The 18,763-nt window shown below is 59.4% G+C and carries 10 protein-coding genes and 1 tRNA gene; all 11 read right to left on the bottom strand.

The window, feature by feature from the left end:
• Nucleotides 1-5,559, bottom strand: a 5,559-nt coding sequence (locus Q5Q88_RS08645; protein WP_302742997.1) for a discoidin domain-containing protein, incomplete at its 3' end; no start/stop codon positions are given.
• A 571-nt stretch (nucleotides 5,560-6,130) separates the two neighbouring features.
• Nucleotides 6,131-9,427, bottom strand: a complete 3,297-nt coding sequence (carB, locus tag Q5Q88_RS08640; RefSeq protein ID WP_118654433.1) for a carbamoyl-phosphate synthase large subunit — start codon at nucleotides 9,425-9,427, stop codon at nucleotides 6,131-6,133.
• A 1-nt stretch (nucleotide 9,428) separates the two neighbouring features.
• Nucleotides 9,429-10,865 (bottom strand): glutamine-hydrolyzing carbamoyl-phosphate synthase small subunit, encoded by a 1,437-nt coding sequence (carA, locus tag Q5Q88_RS08635; RefSeq protein ID WP_199588945.1) that lies wholly within the window; start codon nucleotides 10,863-10,865, stop codon nucleotides 9,429-9,431.
• Nucleotides 10,866-11,094: 229 nt separating this feature from the next.
• Nucleotides 11,095-11,170: transfer RNA gene (locus tag Q5Q88_RS08630), tRNA-Lys, on the bottom strand.
• 429 nt (nucleotides 11,171-11,599) lie between these two features.
• The gene (locus Q5Q88_RS08625; RefSeq protein WP_118654434.1) at nucleotides 11,600-12,880 is read right to left on the bottom strand and encodes an aminopeptidase; all 1,281 of its coding nucleotides are present in this window, start codon (nucleotides 12,878-12,880) and stop codon (nucleotides 11,600-11,602) included.
• 137 nt (nucleotides 12,881-13,017) lie between these two features.
• Nucleotides 13,018-13,605 (bottom strand): hypothetical protein, encoded by a 588-nt coding sequence (locus Q5Q88_RS08620; protein ID WP_118654435.1) that lies wholly within the window; start codon nucleotides 13,603-13,605, stop codon nucleotides 13,018-13,020.
• Between the two features lie 21 nt (nucleotides 13,606-13,626).
• Nucleotides 13,627-14,511: a phosphoribosylaminoimidazolesuccinocarboxamide synthase gene (locus Q5Q88_RS08615; protein ID WP_302742992.1), complete on the bottom strand. Its 885-nt coding sequence runs from the start codon at nucleotides 14,509-14,511 to the stop codon at nucleotides 13,627-13,629.
• Between the two features lie 117 nt (nucleotides 14,512-14,628).
• A complete protein-coding gene (locus Q5Q88_RS08610) occupies nucleotides 14,629-16,167 on the bottom strand; it encodes a cell wall metabolism sensor histidine kinase WalK (protein WP_294123320.1) in 1,539 nt (512 codons plus the stop codon).
• A gap of 63 nt (nucleotides 16,168-16,230) precedes the next feature.
• Nucleotides 16,231-16,950, bottom strand: coding sequence for a response regulator transcription factor (locus tag Q5Q88_RS08605; protein WP_118654437.1), 720 nt, complete (start codon nucleotides 16,948-16,950; stop codon nucleotides 16,231-16,233).
• Nucleotides 16,951-17,085: 135 nt separating this feature from the next.
• Complete coding sequence (locus Q5Q88_RS08600) at nucleotides 17,086-18,333, bottom strand: hypothetical protein (protein WP_302742990.1); 1,248 nt, start codon at nucleotides 18,331-18,333, stop codon at nucleotides 17,086-17,088.
• Nucleotides 18,334-18,338: 5 nt separating this feature from the next.
• Nucleotides 18,339-18,605 carry a TIGR03905 family TSCPD domain-containing protein gene (locus tag Q5Q88_RS08595; protein ID WP_294123321.1) on the bottom strand — a complete coding sequence of 89 codons (267 nt, stop codon included), beginning with the start codon at nucleotides 18,603-18,605 and terminating at the stop codon, nucleotides 18,339-18,341.
• Nucleotides 18,606-18,763 lie beyond the last annotated feature (158 nt).

The raw sequence follows: 18,763 nt of genomic DNA, 5'->3' as shown, positions 1-18,763 counted from the left end.
CTCGTCGTACTTGGCCTGGAGATCGGCCTTGTTCACCTCAGGCACCTCAGGCTTCACGAGGCCGGCGTTGGCGTCGGTGAGGGCCTTGAGCGCGGTGTCGACCTCGGACTGGGTGGCCTTCTCGTTGTCGAGGACCGCCTTGGCGCCCTCGAGAGCCTTCTGGAAGGCGTTCCAGGAGTCCTCGGTGTAGCCGTCGTTGGCCTTGCCCTTGAGCTCGTCGTACTTGGCCTGGAGATCGGCCTTGTTCACCTCAGGCACCTCAGGCTTCTGATCGCCCTCGACGTAGCGGAAGTTGATCTCGCGCAGGGTGAGCATGCGGTTCTTGGCGTCCTCGCCCTGATAGCCGGTCGCGGTGCCGTCAGAGGTGAGCGGCGTGATGTCGACGCTCTTGACCTTCTTGGTGTTGTCGGCGGTCAGGGTGTAGACCTCCTGCTTCTTGGCGAAGTCACCGTCCTTGAACTCTGTGGTGGAACCGTCGGTGTAGGTGATCACGGCCTCGAGGGAGTTGACGGAACCGTTGGAGTTCTTGCGGTTCAGAATCTGAACATCGCGCAGAACCATCGGGTCCTTGAGCTCGAAGTGCATCGTGGTCGGAAGCTTCACGTAATCGGGCAGCTTGCCGTTCACGTAATTGTAGCCGAGGTCCCACTTGAACTCGAAGTCGTTATCCGCGTCACCCTCCTTGCCGTTGAAGAGGCCATCGTACTTCTTGCTCTCGACGAGCTTCTCAACGTTGGTGCCATCGTCAGTCGTGAGGATATCGTTCGTCATCGTGATGCCGAACTGCTCCTGAGAGACCTCCTTCAGCTCCTCGGGCTTGGGATCCTCCTCGGTGTAGTTGAAGTTGATCTCGCAGATGGTGAGCATCTGGGTGCCGTTGGCCTCCTGAGGAGAAACGTCAACGCTCTTGACCTTCTTGCCCTTGTTCTCAGCGGCGATCTGAACAGTGTAGGTGTCCTCCTCGCCGGCGCTGAAGGTCTGCTTGGTGCCATCCTCGAAGAACACGGTAACGTTGAGCTTTTTAACGCGACCATTGCCGCTCTCGCGGTTGCAAACCTCGATATCACTGAGCGCACGAGGCTCCTTGAGCTCGAAGTGAATGTCAACCGGAAGCTTCACGTACTCGGGGAACTTGCCGTCGACATAGTTGGGCTCCCAGTTCCACAGGAACTCGAATACCTTACCGTCAACGTAGGTCTCGGTGCCGTTGAACAGGTTGTCATAGCTCTTCTGCTGAATGAGCTTCTCAACATTGGTCCCATCGTCCGTGGGGAAGTGCTCGTTGGTAATCGTGATGTTGAAGTCGTCACGACCAAGCTCCTTCACCTCAGGAAGAACTTCAGATCCGGTTGAGGTGATGAAGTCCTGCGTGGGGCCGATGAGCCAGGCCTCGCTCTCGAGGTTGACCTCGCAGTCCTTCTTTGCGGTGAGCTGGAAGGTCGCCACATCCTCAGAACCGTTCCACAGATCCTTGTCGCCCCTGTTGGCAAGCGCGATATTCACGGAATTGCTCGGCTCGTTGAAGGTATACATACCGGAGTGGCTCTCCATACCCTTCGTGCTATCCGCGACCTTGAGGCTGTCCTTAACGAAGTCGAAGTCTGCAACGGGGTACTTAACCAGGGCGCCCATAGCATTGACGTTCTTGCCGTCCTTGACCTTGACGGCAACCGTGATGGTCTCGCCCGCCTTGACGGAAGTCTTCTCGGGGACAACCGAGATGGCACCGGCAACCTTGCCGTCCTTCTTGGTGCCGCCGTTAAGCTTGGACATGGTGAAAGACATGTCGTACACGTCGTAGGCGTTGTTCAGGTTGTAGTCAGCGTTGGATTGGACGATGTGAGAGGTCCAATCATTCGTACCAGTACCGCGATTCTCGCGACCATAGCAGTTCGGGAGATGGTTCGCGTCTTCCTCGCCAACCGTGCCGGGAGCCTTGAGGGAGCCGGTCTCGGCAGCCTCGGTCTTGTCGGCCTTGTAAAGCGCGAGCTCGGTAGCGGAGAAGAAGCCGCCCGTGGACTCCTCAACGGTGAGACGCAGGTAGCGAGCTGACTTACCGTTAAGGTCAACGGTCTTGGGCTGCATCTTGCCCTCGCCCTTGTTATCCCACGTCTGAACACCCAGATCGGTCCAGTTTGCGCCGTCGAGGCTGATCTCGACCTTCATCTTGGACACGTTGCCGTTGCCGCCGTTGTCCTGGCGCGGCGTGTAGACGAACTTATCCAGGCTGTAGGTCTTGCCGTAGTCGATAGTCATCGGCATGCCGATAACGCTGTCGGTAGAGTGGAAGCTGCTGCCGCTCTTGTCGTCGTGGTCGAACGCAAGGTCCAGCTTGCCCCACTTCTCGCCGCCTTCCCAATCAACGTGGACAGGCTTGGGGGCATTGCGCCACGGGTCTTCAAGGGTCTTGACCTTGAGGGGCGCGCTCCACTCGGAGTAGCCGGTAGCGGTGCGAGTGCGAATCTTGAACTCGTGTTCCGTGTTGTACGGCAGGTCCGTCACGTTGAACTCGACGGTATCGCCACTCGGGATGTTGTTGACCATGCCATCGATCTCGATGTCGTACGCAGTAGCACCCTCGACCTTATCCCACGTGAGCTTAATGCTCGTGGGGGTCAGGCCATCCTCGGGAGCAGCAAGGTTCGCGGGAGCCTTGAGGTTCTTGTCGAGCGTGTTGCCCGGCAGCTCGCCCTTATTCTCAAAACCCTTCACCTCGAGCGTCTGCTCACTGCTGTTCACATCGGTCTTGGCAAACTTGACGTGCAGCTTGGGCGTGGTGTTAATCGGCTGCTTGGAGAAGTCCTCGTTGCGTACCTGCTCGCTCTCGGCGGTGGCGCCGTAGTTGAGGTTCGGGGTCTGCTCGTAGAAGTAGACGGCCTTGCCCTCAGCAGGCTCCGCCTTCTTGAAGGCGTCGAAGGAGTCGACCTTCTCGACAGTGAGCTCCTTATCGCCGTTCTTGGCGACAACGGACTCGGGCTCCTTGGACACGTTCACCGTAAAGACGGTGGTGCGGTTGGAATCGTAACCATCGTAGGCACCCTCGGACTTGCCCGCTTTGAAGGTAGCGGTGCCGGACTTGGCATCGGCCTCGGACGTGAACGTGGTCTTCACGCTCTTGCCGTAGTCGATGTTGTCCTCCTTGCCGTACGCCTCGTTGGAGGAGTCCGACTTGTTCTCGATGTAGGTACCGGTGTCCTCGAACAGGGTGTACTCGCCCTTGCCGGACGTAGCGAAGAACTCCACCTCGCGCTTGGTGCGGTCGATGTCCTCGGGGTTGTCGTTGGGCTCGTACATCGGGACGATAGCGTTAGCCTTCACGAACAACGGGAGCTTCCACAGCGGGGCATTGAAGTTGTTGAGCACCTGGCCGCCGCGATACTGGTCGCCCGTGAAGTAGTCGATCCAGATGGTCGGCTCCTCCTCGGTACCATAGTTGGGCAGGTAGATGCCGTTGCGGAGATCGTTGCCGTCACCAATACCACCATTGGCGGCATCGCCGTCGGTGTTCTGGTACACAGGAGCGACCAAGAAGGAGCCACCGAAGGTGTACTCGTACTGCGTCTTGGTGCTCTGAGCGTAGGCAGAATCATCGTTCAGCAGGATGGCGCGGATCATCGGCAGACCGGTGTCACCGTTGCCCGTGTTGATATTCGCCGCGGATGCTGCAGAGGTGTAGATGTACGGCAGGAGCTGGGACTTCAGCTTGAGGTACATACGGGAAATGCCGGTGTAGGGGTCGCCGTGCGTCTGCGGAGACTTGACGTGGGAGCCCCAGCCGTCCATGTCGAGCATGAGCGGAGTGAAGGTCTTCCACTGATAGTCGCGCGTGGCAATGACAGGCTGGCCACCGAAGATGCCGTCCATATCGGAGCCGATGTTAGGGTTACCGGAGAGGGACTGACCAATGTAGGTGGGAATGTGGAAGCGGATGTACTCCCAGTTGCCGCCGGTCTGGTCGCCGGTCCAGATGCCCGCGAAGCGCTGGGTACCCGCCCAACCGTCGAGGGAGATGATGTTCGGACGGAAATTGACGTCCTCGGTGATGATGTCGTAGGCCGTCTTGACGCCGTCGAGCGCCATGGAATAGCCGTTACCGACCCATGCAACGTCGGTCTTGAGGGTGGTCACGCCGCCGGTGTTGACCTCGGCCTTGAAGTCGCGGAGCAGCTGCCACTGCGTGTCGGGATTGGAATCCGGGGAGAGCTGGGACTGCGTCCACAGACCGGTCGCAACACCCTTTCCGTTGGCGTAATCAGTGAACTCCTTGAGGTTCTGCACGTTAGCGGCGACCGCGGCGAGGCGCTCGGCGGAGCTGGTGCCGTCATCATTGACGCCGCCGGTCTTGCCAAAGCCATTCACGCCGTAGCCCGCGCCATAGCCGTCGTTGGGTAGGAAATAGCCCAGCGGCATATCGTTCTCGAGGTAGTTGTCCAAACGGGACTGAGCGGAGAACTCCTTGGGGAAGTCAGTGCCCTCGGGGATATTTTCGCCCTGCTCAGTGGCACCGTGGCCGTTCAGAGACTCCACGTGAGAGCCGGGCTGCATGGAAGTACCGGTGCCGCCCTTCTCATACTGAACCTTACCCGTGCCGGCCCCTGCGGGCTCGCTGCCCTTAATCTGCCATTTGCCGTATCCGTCCTTGGCCTCGGAGGACCACATGTCGCGGTTCCAAGCATTCAAGTGACCAACATAGAAAGCGTACTCGGGCAGGAGCACCGGATTGCCGGTGACCTGGAAGTAGTCCTGGAGCAGATCCTGGGCGATCGGCGCGATGGCCTTGCCCTCCTTAGCATCGGCAACGAAGTAATAGGCGTCGAGCTCGTTCTCGTTGTGACGGGCAGTCGTAACACCGGCATCGGTCGCGCCAAAATCATACGAGCCGTCGGCAAACGTGTTGCGCATGACGCCGTAGCCGTTATCGGACCAATAGAACGGGTTCGGCGAAGCCACGCCACCGTCAACCCAGTTGCTCTCATTGGCGATATTGATGGTGTTGCCCGTGTGGATGAAGCGGCCGTTCTGGGTGCCGCCGCCAAAGAAGTCTTCGCCGTCGTGCTTCTTGAGCGTCTGGACGGTGCCGGCCTTATCTACGTCGAGCGGGGAGGTCTCTTCCATGACGACCTTACCGCCGCGCTTGACGGTCATGAGGGCGCTATCCTTGGCGAACTCGATGGTGGTATCACCAGAAGTGATGACGAACCTATCGCCCTCCGCCTTTACCTGAGCATCGGGGTGATTGTACTTGCTCGAAGAATCCGGCTGTGCCTGAATCCTGGCCTTATGGGCATCGCTCTTCGGCTTCGCATACTCGCTAAACTCACCCGAGGGATCAACGTTGTAACGGAAGATGTCGTCCTCAAGGAACGTAATCCTACCAGTAACCTCGTTATCACCCTGCTGGAATGTAACGGTAACGACGTTCTTGTCGGCCTTGGCATCCTTCACACCCGTAAGAGGTGCCGCGCTCGCAGGCACTGCAAGGGCAAGCGAAAGCGCCGCAGTTGCAATAACCGCCGAACCACGCACCCAATTGCGTTTCAAGATTGAGCTGTGATGCACGTGAGTCCCCTTCCCATTAGGTTTCTACGCTGTACACAGGGCAACTGGTATGTACCAGCAGACCTATTAACACTACGTAATGAATTATGAGGGGACTTTCGTATGTACTTGATTATCCTTGGGTTGTCAGAGGCGAATGGTAGGATACCCTCGCCAAACGGTTTTTTGGAACTCAGACTGGTATTAGTTCAAACAGGCCATTTGACTCAAAACCCATAGCTTCTCTACAAGTGTTCGATTGAACAAGGAGGCCCTTCGGCCGGTTTCGGCCCAAAACGACGAACCAAAAGGATCCATTTCCAACAACTGGAACCGTGAGAACGTAGGGTGTCACCGAACCAAGGTCAAAGCAAATCAATCCGCCTCGCTGCGAGGAATTGCTAACCAGAGGATACCGAGACGGCCACTAGAAATCGGCGAATGGTTTTCCATTTCCTCGAGCTTGCCCGTCATGGGACATGAAGAATCATTGTGTGGTATTCAGTGGGCAACAAAAAAACCGGGGTCGACACCATTGACAGGTGCCGTCCCCGGCTAAAACACTCATGAAAGCTTGGCTCCCACCCGCGCCTTACAGATCCTGCAGCGCGATGACCTCCATGCCGTCGCCAAACTGACGGGCCTCAAGGGCGGCAATGTAAGCATTCGCCGCCGTGAGGGCGGTCACGCAGGTCACGCCGCGACGGACCGCCTCGGTGCGCAGGCGGTACCCGTCGCCACGGGATCCAGGACCATACGGTGTGTTGATGATGAACGCGATCTCGCCATCCGCGATCATATCGAGGATTCCGCGCTCGGCTTCCTCACCAACAACGAGTTCGGCGCCATCAGGGGCACCGATCTTGCCAATGACCTCGCATGGCACATTGCCGCCGCGCAACACGCGCGCCGTGCCGGCCGTTGAGACGATATCGAATCCCAGGTGGCGTAAGATGCGCGCAAGGCTCAGGATATGGCGCTTGTCGCGGTCGCACACCGAGATGAACACGCGCCCATCCTCAGGCGTGGGCAGCTGGTAGTCGATCGCGAGCTGCGTCTTAGCGTAGGCCTCCGGATAGCTCTTCGCAATACCCATGACCTCACCCGTCGACTTCATCTCAGGGCCAAGGATGACCTCGGCGCCGGGGAAGCGGCCCCAGGGCATCACGGCCTCCTTCATGCAGAAGTACTCGGGCTCGCGATACTCGCCCGTCAAGCCAAGCGACTCAAGGCTCTCCCCAGCCATGATACGGGCGGCATAGCGCGCCAGCGGCACACCCGTTGCCTTGGAGATGAACGGCACGGTGCGGCTCGCGCGCGGGTTCGCCTCGATCACGTAGACCGTCTCACCCTTGATGGCGAACTGCACGTTCACCAGACCACGCACGCCCAGGGCCAGCGCGATGCGGCGCGTAGTCTCGCGGAGCTTCGCCTTGAGGCCCTCGGAGAACGAGAACGGCGGGATGCACGTTGCAGAGTCACCCGAGTGGATGCCCGCCTCCTCGATATGCTCGAGGATGCCGCCAATATAGACGTTCTCACCGTCGCACAACGCGTCGACATCGCTCTCGTACGCGCCCTCGAGGAATCGGTCGAGGTAGATAGGGTGATCGGGACTCACGCGCGCAGCCTCGGCCATGTACTCGCGCAGGTGCTCGGCGTCGTAGGCAATCATCATGCCGCGACCGCCCAAAACATAGCTGGGGCGGACGAGCAACGGGTAGCCGATGTGGGCGGCGACGGACTCGGCCTCTGCAAACGAGGTTGCCATACCTGCCGGCGGATACATGACGCCCAAGCGGTCCAGCAACGCCGAGAAACGCTCGCGGTCCTCGGCGAAATCGATCGCATCGGGCTGGGTGCCCATGATGGCAACGCCGCTCTCGGCCAGCTTGCGCGTGAGGTTCACCGGCGTCTGCCCGCCGAGCGTCGTGATGACGCCGACGGGGCGCTCGACGTCGACGATATCCATGACGTCCTCGTAGGTGACCGGCTCGAAGTACAGGCGGTCGGAGGTGTCGTAGTCGGTCGAGACCGTCTCGGGGTTGCAGTTGACCATGATGGTCTCATAACCACGTTCGGCCAGCTCGTAACAAGCGTGTACGCAGCAGTAGTCGAACTCGATGCCCTGCCCAATACGATTGGGACCGGCGCCCAAGATCATGACCTTGGGCTTGTCGCAGGGACGTACTTCGTCTACCGCCACACTGCGGTGAGCAACGGGAGAGACACGCATGAGGTTCTCGTAGGTCTTGTAGTGGTACTCAGTGGCGCTCTCGAACTCCGCGGCGCAGGTGTCGACCGTCTTCATACTCGGAACCACGCCCAAACCCTTGCGGTACGCACGCACAAAGCGCTCGTCGCTGCCGGTAAGGTGCGCGATTTGGGCATCCGAGGTGCCGTATTGCTTAAGCAGGCGCATCGCGTCGGCGTCGATGTCCTCAACACGCAGGCCGCGAACCGCCGTCTGAACCGCGATCATGTCGTGCATGCGCGAGAGGAACCACGGGTCGATGCGCGTGAGGTCATGCAAACGCTCGACCGACCATCCACGACGCAGTGCCTCCGCCAGGTAGAAAATGCGCTGCTCCGTAGCGCGGGCGACATGCTCGGCAAGCTCTTCGTCAGACAGTTGCTCAAGCGCGGACGCCTTGGCATCGGCCCCCAGGCCGCGATGGCCGTCCTCAAGCGAGCGCATGGCCTTGCCGAGCGCCTCCTCGAAGGTACGTCCGATGGCCATGACCTCGCCCACAGCCTTCATACGCGTGGTGAGCGTGGTGTCGGTGCCTTTGAACTTCTCGAATGCGAACCTCGGCACCTTGACCACACAGTAGTCAATGGAAGGCTCAAAGCACGCCGGCGTGGCACGGGTGATGTCGTTGGTGATCTCGTCGAGCGTGTAGCCCACGGCCAGGCGCGCGGCCGCCTTGGCGATGGGGAAGCCCGTCGCCTTGGAGGCAAGCGCGGAGGAACGGCTTACGCGCGGGTTCATCTCGATGACGATAAGGCGCCCGTTCTTGGGGTTGACGGCGAACTGCACGTTGGAGCCGCCGGTCTCGACTCCGATCTTCTCGAGGATGGCGAGCGACGCGACGCGCATGCGCTGGTACTCGAGGTCCGAGAGCGTTTGAGCGGGGGCGACGGTAATCGAGTCGCCGGTATGTACGCCCATGGGATCGAGGTTCTCGATGGAGCACACGATGATGCCGTTGCCGGCGCGGTCGCGCATGACCTCCATCTCATACTCTTTCCAGCCTTCAATGGATTCCTCGACCAGGACCTCACCTGCCGGGGACAGCTCAAGGCCCTGCGTCACGATTTGAATGAGCTCTTCCTCGTCGTGCGCGATGCCGCCGCCGGCGCCGCCCATGGTGAAGCTCGGACGCAACACGCAGGGATAGCCGGTGGTTTTGACAATCGAGAGGGCATCCTCAACGGAGTACGCATAACCCGAGCGCGCCACTTCGAGACCCAGGTCAGCCATGGCCTCGTTGAACAGCTTGCGGTCCTCGCCGCGCTCGATGGCATCAAGGTCGCATCCGATCATCTCGACGCCGTAGCGGTCGAGCACACCAGACTTCGCCAGCTCGACGGCGGCATTGAGGCCCGTCTGGCCACCCAGGGTGGGCAGCAGGGCATCGGGGTGCTCGCGCTCGATGACCTTCTCAATGAACTCCGCCGTGATGGGCTCCACGTAGGTGCGGTCGGCGAGGCCCGGGTCCGTCATGATGGTCGCGGGATTCGAGTTGACCAACACGACCTCGTATCCGTCTTCTTTGAGTACCTTACAGGCCTGAGCACCCGAGTAGTCGAACTCGCATGCCTGGCCAATCACGATCGGTCCGGATCCAATAACCAAAATCCGCTTAATATCGGTACGCTTGGGCATGCTAGTTCTCCTCCGTTGCGAAATTCCAGCCGTGCAACCGGTCGGCCGCGATGTCGATGCCCAGGTAATCCGGGTCGCCGTCCATGAGTCGCGTGAAAGCGGTGAACAGGTAATGAGCGTCGGTGGGGCCAGGAGAGGCCTCGGGATGGTACTGCACGCTAAAGCAGGGGACGTCGAGCAGCTGAATGCCCTCGGCGGTGCCGTCGTTAAGGTTCACGTGGGTGAGGCGGATACGGCCAAAGCGTTCGTTTCGCACAACGGGTGCCACTCCGCGCTCGACCCAAAAGCGCAGGTCGCTCTGGGTCGAATGCTCGCTCACGCCGCCAGAGAGCTCGGGTACCAAGTTTCCCAAGCTGGGGAACACCAAACCAAAGCCGTGGTTTTGCGCCGTGATTTCAACACGACGCGTGAGCAGATTCATAACGGGCTGGTTGCCGCCGCGATGGCCGAACTTGAGCTTCTCGATCTGCGCACCCGCCGCAAGGCTGATCATCTGGTGGCCCAAGCAGATGCCGAACACCGGTACCTTGCCAACAAGCTGTTGGACTTGCATGTATGTCTCGGGTACGGCATCGGGATCGCCGGGACCGTTGGAGAGGAACACGCCGTCTGGGTTCTGGGCAAGAACATCCTCTGCGGGGGTATCCCACGGCACAACGGTGAGGTCGCAGCCGGCACGAACCAGACCTTCGAGAATGCCCCGCTTGACGCCGCAATCATATGCGACCACACGATACGGAGCGCGACGGGTCGCTGTGGCGGCAAGGGCAAATTCATGGGAGACCGGCAGGTCCGAGGAGTCGTATGTATGAGGCTGGGGGCAGCTCACCGTTTTGACCAGGTTCTCGCCAACGAGCTGCGGAGCGGCCGCCAAACGATCGGCAAGGACATCGAGGTTGAATTCCTCGGTGGAAACAATGCCCATCTGCGAGCCATGGTCGCGAAGATGCTGAACGAGGGAGCGGGTATCAACGCCCTCAATCGCGACGACGCCCTGCTGGGCCAGGTAGTCTGGAACGCTCAACGAGCTGCGCCAATTGGACGGCGTGCGGCACATATCGTGCACCACCATGCCGCGCAACGCGGGGGCAGATGCGGGACGGTCGGCGTCTCCGGGATACGCGCTCTGAACATCGGCAAGGTCGATACCGTAATTGCCGATCTGTGGATACGTCATGGTTACGATTTGTCCCGCGTAGCTGGGATCGGTGAGAACTTCGAAGTAGCCCTCAAGCGAGGTGTTGAAGCACACCTCTCCCGTCGCCGTTCCACATGCTCCGCACGCGCGGCCGTAAAACACGGTGCCATCTGCCAGCAGCAGAACAGCGGGGAGCGTATTGCCTTTTGTGGTTGAATCCATGATGCGTTGAGCCAGGGGGCTCATAGCCGTGCGCGGCAGGGCGGATGCGCAAGCACCCATAGGGTGATTTGAACCCATCTCGTCTCCTTTTCGGTCTCTCGGTACCGGCTTAAAGGCCGTATGGTTTCACAGTATTGTACGCGCTTATCCATCCACGTTTCTTAAAAAGTTCTAATATGCAATTAATGTTACATAATGGCCTGTTCTATTCACTGTCACTGGATTGCCAATTCTCTTCCGCGTGCATCCCTTACCGTTTACAACAAAAAACGCGAGGGGCATCGCTGCTCCTCGCGCCTTCTCATAATGGTGGGTCATCAGGGGTTCGAACCCTGGGCCTTGGGATTAAAAGTCCCCTGCTCTGCCAACTGAGCTAATGACCCGCGTGCCGTATTGTAGCAGAATTTGCCACTAAGCGATTCACTGCAGCAAAGGAGCGGCGACGCAGACGAACCCGTCTGTTACGAATCACCCGCAACCGACTGCGGCGGCTGCCTGAACTGGCTTGCCTGGGATCCCATTCCCCAGCCTGCAGTAAAAGTTGAGGTTTTTCGTATCAATCTCGGAAAATCCGAAGTAGTCACTTACATGCAGCGTCGCGTTCCTGCGGTTTTATGCCGCCCATATGAGAGTGTACTCGACATATTGGAAAATCAATACGAAAAACCTCAAGAAGTTCCACTCAGTCGCCGTGCGCGCGCATCGATCCGAAGGTTTCCGATATGTCCAAGGTTGCCGGAGGCGAGGGCGTAGCGCACTGGCGCACGCAAGCCCTCGACCTCGTGACGGGTCCGGGCATCTGGTGAACCAAGCTACTCCCAGGTCCACTGGCCGTTTACGAACACCGGGATCTCCTCGCCGTCGGCGGTGACGCCCATGATGTCCAGATCGTCTGCTCCTATCATGAAGTCCACGTGAGTACCGCTCTTGTTCAGGCCAAGGTCGCGCAGGTCATCCTGCGTCATGGCGTAACCGCCCTCGTAGCACTCGGGGAAACCAGAACCCAGCGCCAAATGGCAGCTCGCGTTTTCATCGTACAGCGTGTCGTAGAACAGGGTCTCCGTCTCGCGGATCGGCGTGTTCTTGGAAATCAACGCGACTTCACCCAAGCGGCGGGCACCTTCGTCGGTGTCGAGAATGCTCGCCAGGGTGTCGCGACCCACCTCGGCGTCAAAATCAACAACCAGACCGTTCTCAAAGCGCAACCAGAAGCGGTCGATCTTGTTGCCATGTCGTACCAGCGGCAATGCGGAGTACACTACACCGTCCACGCGCTCGCAATGCGGTGAAGTGAAAACCTCCTCCGTAGGGATGTTGGGGAAAAAGACATGGCCATCGGGGGTGCTGCTCGAGCCTCCCTCCCACACGTGTTTATCGGTCATGCCCACCCACAAGTCGGTGCCATTCGCGGAGGTATAGTGCAGTCGATCGAAGTGGCGCTCGTTGAGCAGACGCAAGTTCTTTTCGAACGTCGCATTGTGCAACTCCCAGGCGGCCTCGGGATCGTCCCCGTCAGCGCGGGCAACGGAGAGGATCGCGCACCACAGACGGTACGTCGCAACCTCGTCCTCGACACCCGGATACACCTGTCGCGCCCATGCCGCAACCGGGGCACCGGCAATGCACCACGGGTTGATATTGAAATCCATACCATGTCGGTACTTCACGCATTGGGTGTTACGTGCCTTGGAGGCGGCAGCGGGTTTGGCGGGGTCAATGCCCTTGAGCGCCTCGGGATCCGCCCCTTCGACGAAGATGAAGCACGCGCCGGCCTCGGCAAGGGAATCGAGCTGCTCGCGCTGCCAGGCGGGGACCGTCTCAAACCATGAGGCATCGACGTTCTCGTACGTCAGGCGCGTCACCGCATCATCGTTCCAAATCACCGTGACATGTCCGGCACCGACAGCGTAGGCGCGGGCGACAAGCAGCCGCACGAACGCTGCCACGTCAACGGGAGCCTGCACCACGACCTCCTGGCCAGGCTTGACATTCACCCCCTTGCGAACAATCAAGTCGGCATATCGCTCGAGCTTGGGTTTGAGGTTCGCCATCCCGGAACGAGCTTCCTCAACGGTTAATTCGGCCCTAAACATGCTGTTCCCTTCTTTTGCTGAACGCCAGAGACGCAGTGCTGCAATTGGGGTACGCCCCCAATTGCACCGCTTTGCAAAAGGCGCACCCACGCCTTCGCGACATGAGTGCGCCTTAAGGCAAATCTCGCAAACGGCGCTTATTTCTTGGACTTCTTATCCTGCACCGATCGGGCAATCACCTCATTAAGCTTGGACTCGCTCATACCCGAAGCGGCAGTACGGCAGGCGTTACGGATGGGACGAATCTTCATGAAGTCAAAGATGAACGCGATGATGATGGCAGCGTAGGCGACGATGATCAGCCCCATCTGCACCGTCTGGGCAAGCTGGGTATCGGCCCCATCCTTGCCAAAGACGGCGAGCGCCACCCATGTACCAACCAGCGCCGCAATGCCGATGCCGAGGAGCACCCACCAGATACGGCGAAAACGAACATAGTCCTCGTTCTCGTTGAGCAGGGCGTTCGATGCCGTATACACCCGGTCCTCCTGACGGCGAAGCTCAGCCTTGCGTGCCTTCTTCTCCTCTTTGGACAAGCCGGAAAGATCCTCGCCGCGCTCCGCTGCGGCGCGCTTGGCCTTGGACGACGACGGTACTACGCGCACGGAGCTTCCGGCGGCGCGGGCGGGCTTGGCGGACGAAGCGGATTTGCGCGCCATTCCCTGACGATTCTCGCCCTGCAGCTTTTCCTGGGTACGCTTGTTTTGGGCGCTACGGGTGCTCACTTACTCGTTCTCCTTAGATACTTACTTGGACTTCATGGGGACGAACTTCTCGCCCGTGATGATTTCATACGCCTCACGATACCGCGCGGACGTGCCCTCAATCACCTCGGCGGGCAGCTGCGGCGCGTCACCGGAGAAGTCCCAATTGACCTTGAGCCAATCGCGCACGTACTGCTTGTCATAGCTGGGCTGGACCTTGCCCTCCTCGTAGGAATCGGCGGGCCAGAAGCGGCTTGAGTCGGGCGTGAGGCATTCGTCGATGAGGGTGACCTTGCCGTCAATCACGCCAAACTCGAACTTGGTGTCGGCGATGATGATGCCGCGCGTGGCCGCGTACTCCGCCGCTGCCTTATAGATGGTGAGGGAGAGGTCGCGGATCTGAGATGCGATGTCCTCGCCCACAAGCTCCACGCAGCGCTCGTAGGAGATGTTCTCATCATGGTCGCCGATGGCCGCCTTCGTGGACGGCGTGAACAGCGGCTCGGGGAGCTTGGATGCCTCGGTGAGGCCGGCGGGCAGGGAGATGCCACATACGGTTCCGTCGGCATCGTAGGTCTTCTTGCCGGAACCGGTGAGATACCCACGAACGATGCACTCGATCATGATGGGCTCGGCCTTCTTGACCAACATGGTGCGGCCGGACAGATAGTCGCCGTAATCGGCGAAGTCAGCCGGGAAATCGGCCGTGTCGATGGACACCATATGGTTGGGCACGAGGTCGGCGAACTTATCGAACCAGAACGCGGAGATGCGATTGAGCACCTCGCCCTTGTAGGGAATCTCGTCGGGCAAGATGTAATCAAATGCGGAGATACGGTCGGAGGCAACCATGAGCAGGTTGTCGCCGGCGTCGTAAATGTCACGGACCTTGCCCCGGGAATCGGGACGGCGCTCCATCGTGGTCATGTGCGTCAACTCCTTACGCGAATGTCATCGCCGCTGTTGAGAAATCTTCCCTCACAACGGCCTGTTCCTGGCGGAGCGGCAGCGGCGTTGTCCCGCTCCTTTACCGCCATAGCACAGCTAATATTTCATTGTAGTGGATGACGCCTCCTCTTCCAGCTCACGGGGAAGATGAATCGTAAAAGTCGTACCCTTTTCAAGTTCGCTCTCCACCGCGATGAAGCCATGATGGCGCTCTACGATCTGCTTGGTCACGGCCAAGCCAACGCCCAGACCGCCTGCCTCACGAGCGCGGCTGGCATCTGCGCGCCAAAAACGACCGAATATCCTCGCAAGATCATCTTTTGCGATGCCAATACCCGTATCTGATACCGTCACCATCACATGTTTGCGGTCGCCATGGATCGAAACAACCACCCATCCATCTTCGGGCGTATAGCGCATGGCGTTGCTCATAAGGTTGATAATGCATTGCGTGATCATGTCCGCGTCGCACGTGATGACCGCCGAACGACCTTGCATCTCATTAACGAACCGCAGATGAAGCCCCTTGTTGTGGAAGAGTTGATGCTGATTGTTCACGATGTTTTGCGCCAGCTGCACAATGTCGACCTTGTCGAGCCTGAGGGGCGCGGTGTGATTCTCCAATCGGGAGAGGTCGAGGGTCTGCTGCACGAGACGTGCCAAGCGGCGAGTCTCCGCGGCGACCGTCTCAAGATGCTCGGCGTCTGTGGGATACACTCCGTCTTGCATGGCTTCCACGGTCGCCTGCATGGCCATGAGCGGCGTGCGCAGCTCATGAGCCACGTCGGACGTGAGACGACGTTCGCGCTTGAGGTCGCGCTCCAAGCTGGCGGCCATCTCGTCGAATGTCTCGCCCAGCTGATCGATTTCATCCTCTCCCCGCATGTTCGTCCGTGCCGAAAGATCACCCTCGCGTATCCGGCGGGCGGTGTCGGTGATGGTGCGGACGGGATTGGTAAACATGCGCGAAACAAGGAAGCCAATCACCACCGCCATAAGGACCGCGATAAAAGCAGCGAGTCCCATGGCGTTGAACGTCCGCTCGCGAAACGCCGTGTCTGCCTTGGTGAGCAGTGCATCACTACCCAACACCCAAAGACGGAGAGAGCCGATCTCGCCCCCATTGCTATCCACGATGGGGGCGACCACGGCGGACTCGGGATCGGTTGGGGCTTTAGAAACGGGGCTGCGGGTGCCCAGCCCTCCATCTGACTTGTCGGCAGTACTCGCCATTGCGGCGGCAGGCCACGTGTCGTCATACATGATAGCGCCACCGGCATCTTTGACCTGCATACCGATGTCGTCTGACAGGGTGCTTGACTCCGCCACGGTCTTAATGGCATCGACGCTCCACTCGCCGGCATCCTCGTATCGCTCGGCGAGCTTCTCGGCGGCAACTTGGGCAATCTCCTCGACATTGGCACGTGTGTAATCCGAAAACGCGCCACCCCAAACCACCGTGACCACGAGTGCCAAGATAACGACCGTTACAAGCGATGTCATGGCGAACGAGAGCGCCATGCGCCCGCCATAGCTCATGCCCGACCGCGGCATGGGATGAGGCGTATTCCAACTCGCTCGCGGCGACGGCTGCTCCGCCTCGGCTCCGTGTTTTCCAATGACCAGGCGCTCCATGAATCCCCCTACCGCACCACATAAAATGGGCGCCACGTGATGCGGCGCCCGGCGTGAGTCGTGTTACTTGTCCGCCTTGTCAGGCTGCGCGGGTGCCTCAAAACGATATCCGACACCGTGCACGGTATAGAGCCACTTGGGCTTTTTGGGATCATCCCCCAGCTTGGCGCGCAGGTTCTTCACGTGACTATCGATGGTGCGCTCATAGCCCTCAAAGTCGTAACCGAGAACCTTCTCCACGAGCTCCATACGGTTGTACACGCGGCCGGGATGGCGAGCGAGCGTGGTGAGGAGCTTAAACTCGGATGCGGTGAGGTCAACTTCCTTGCCCTCAACCAGAATCTTGTGCCCAGAGATATCGATGACCAGATCGCCAAAGTCGAGGACCTCGACCTGCGGCTCGTCGGCAAGGTGAGTGCGGCGGAACAAGGCGCGCACGCGCGCCACGAGCTCACGCGGGGAGAAGGGTTTGATGAGGTAGTCGTCCGCACCGAGCTCGAGGCCGATGATACGATCCTCAACCTCTCCCTTAGCGGTAAGCATGATAATCGGCACATCAGAGGTGTCACGGATGGCACGGCACACACGCTCACCGGAAAGCTTAGGGAGCATAAGGTCGAGCACGATCAGGTCAAACTGGTGCTTCTCGAACTCCTCAACGGCGGATTGACCGTCGCCAACACCCACGACCCAATAACCTTCACGCTCAAGATAGGCTGCCACCGCGTCGCGGATGGCCTTTTCATCCTCAACCAACAAAATCTTACGTGCATCTGAAGCCATGGGCGGCCTCCTCGTCTCGCAAACAAACGTCGTTTTATTCTAGCGCACACAAATGGCGCACACCTTTAACGAAGTATGCCCAATCTGCGGAGTGCTCAATCATTGGCGCGGGCGGCATTGGATAGCAGGCGCGCTTTACAGGGCGAACACCCGCAGACGCACCAACGCCGGTAAGCCGTCGTCACCTCGCACGGTGGCATACGTCACCAGATGATCCGTCGTTCCCTCGCTTGCCGGATAGTCGCCAAAATCAAGCGCCTTATCTGGGGCCGTGAGGATTGCATAGGTCTGGGCACTTGTGTCGACCACAAAATGCGAGGACTGGGCTTTGATGACGTACAGACTCCCCTTGCCCGTGACGCAGGCGAGCGGCTCGCGGCTCAAATATACGAACGGACCACCCGAGTTGCCGATGAACGTGCCCATGTTCCCCAGGCTGCCGCCGTATCCGTAGTTTGCCTCGACCGAAAAGGCAAAACTTTCGCCCATGAACACAGCTTCGAAGGGACTGACCGTTTCGGGCATGACCAGCTGGGCGGCAACCTTATTGTTATTCTGCAGGTCAAGCGCGGTGAGCCCGTAATATGTACCATCATCGGAATTGACGCGGGGGGCGATGGTGAGGTAACCGTCGCTCACACGCGGCCACGTCGCAAATCGACCGGGACTCTCGTACAGGTCCTCACCCTTTTCGTCTCCCACGTTCCACAGGTAGCAATGGGAGAACTCCGAGCTCTTGGCTCCCGTCGCAAAGGGCATTTTCTGCCAGATGACCGAAGATCCCGTTGCGGTAAAACGCGCCGGCTCCCAATCGGCGTCGCCTTTGTCGAGCTCAACGGGATCTCCAACAAGCACCCCGTTCTCGAGTGCCTGGGCAATGAGTACCCAAGCTCCCGCCGCATAATCCATTTCAACCCACGCGTACACCTGCTCCGAGCAGCGAACATCGTGGAACGCATGGGTCTTTCCCGCTACCGGTTCCGACACCAGAGTCGACGTGTTTCCGCTGGCGAGAGAAATGATGCCGAGCGTGTTGATCGTGCGGGCGCTCGCCGGGGCCTCCAGCAGTGCCGCCCACGACCCCTCGCAGTGGAACGGGACAGTGCCCAAGGGAAGGTCCCATTCGTATTGGGCGGTCAGGGTGTTGTCCACCCCCTCGAAGTCATCGGTGACGTTGGTGATCTTCGAGTCGTCAGTGATGACCTGCGGCTCACCGCTCACATTCGCAGCGCCGCCATCTGATCCACAACCCACAAGGGATATTGCCGTGAGCGCTGCTCCGGCGGCCGCAGTTCCCTTGAACAGCGTTCGGCGGCTCACGCTGCGAGAAGCAGTGGCACGGCGATCGGTCCGCGAATCGAAATGGTACTCCCTAGTTTTCATGGCAGCTACGCCCGAACCTTGGCCTGTGCTTCGCGCAAGGCAAGCGTGAGTTGATCGGCACAAGAGGTCTTACGCGGCCCGCAGGTGTTTCCCTGCAAAAGCTCGACGATGGAATCGACCGGTTGGCCGGCGACAAGCCTACCGATGGCCTTGAGGTTACCGTTGCAGCCTCCGTCGAACGCCACATTTTCGATAGTCGAGCCATCATCCGAGAGTTCCACGTGAATCATACGGGCGCACACGCCGCGCGGTTTGAAATCAAGATCGATCACAAAGGTGCCTTTCCCTAACATTTTTCACTGCTGCCAGTATGCCACACAGCATGTATCGGCAACATGACTCCATCTTGTCATCGTTATGGAAAGGGCGGACCCTAATGAACTGCCTCCCATTTCTTGGACTGGAAAATAAAGTCCTCGAGATGGGAGGT

This window comes from uncultured Collinsella sp., from assembly GCF_959026545.1.
In the GTDB taxonomy this organism is placed as follows: domain Bacteria; phylum Actinomycetota; class Coriobacteriia; order Coriobacteriales; family Coriobacteriaceae; genus Collinsella.
This window is presented reverse-complemented; position numbering and strand designations above follow the sequence as displayed.

Coding starts and splice junctions, on each gene's coding strand:
- carB (WP_118654433.1), bottom strand. CDS start 9,427: ATGCCCAAGCGTACCGATATTAAGCGGATTTTGGTTATTGGATCCGGA.
- carA (WP_199588945.1), bottom strand. CDS start 10,865: ATGGGTTCAAATCACCCTATGGGTGCTTGCGCATCCGCCCTGCCGCGC.
- Q5Q88_RS08625 (WP_118654434.1), bottom strand. CDS start 12,880: ATGTTTAGGGCCGAATTAACCGTTGAGGAAGCTCGTTCCGGGATGGCG.
- Q5Q88_RS08615 (WP_302742992.1), bottom strand. CDS start 14,511: ATGACCACGATGGAGCGCCGTCCCGATTCCCGGGGCAAGGTCCGTGAC.
- Q5Q88_RS08610 (WP_294123320.1), bottom strand. CDS start 16,167: ATGGAGCGCCTGGTCATTGGAAAACACGGAGCCGAGGCGGAGCAGCCG.
- Q5Q88_RS08605 (WP_118654437.1), bottom strand. CDS start 16,950: ATGGCTTCAGATGCACGTAAGATTTTGTTGGTTGAGGATGAAAAGGCC.
- Q5Q88_RS08600 (WP_302742990.1), bottom strand. CDS start 18,333: ATGAAAACTAGGGAGTACCATTTCGATTCGCGGACCGATCGCCGTGCC.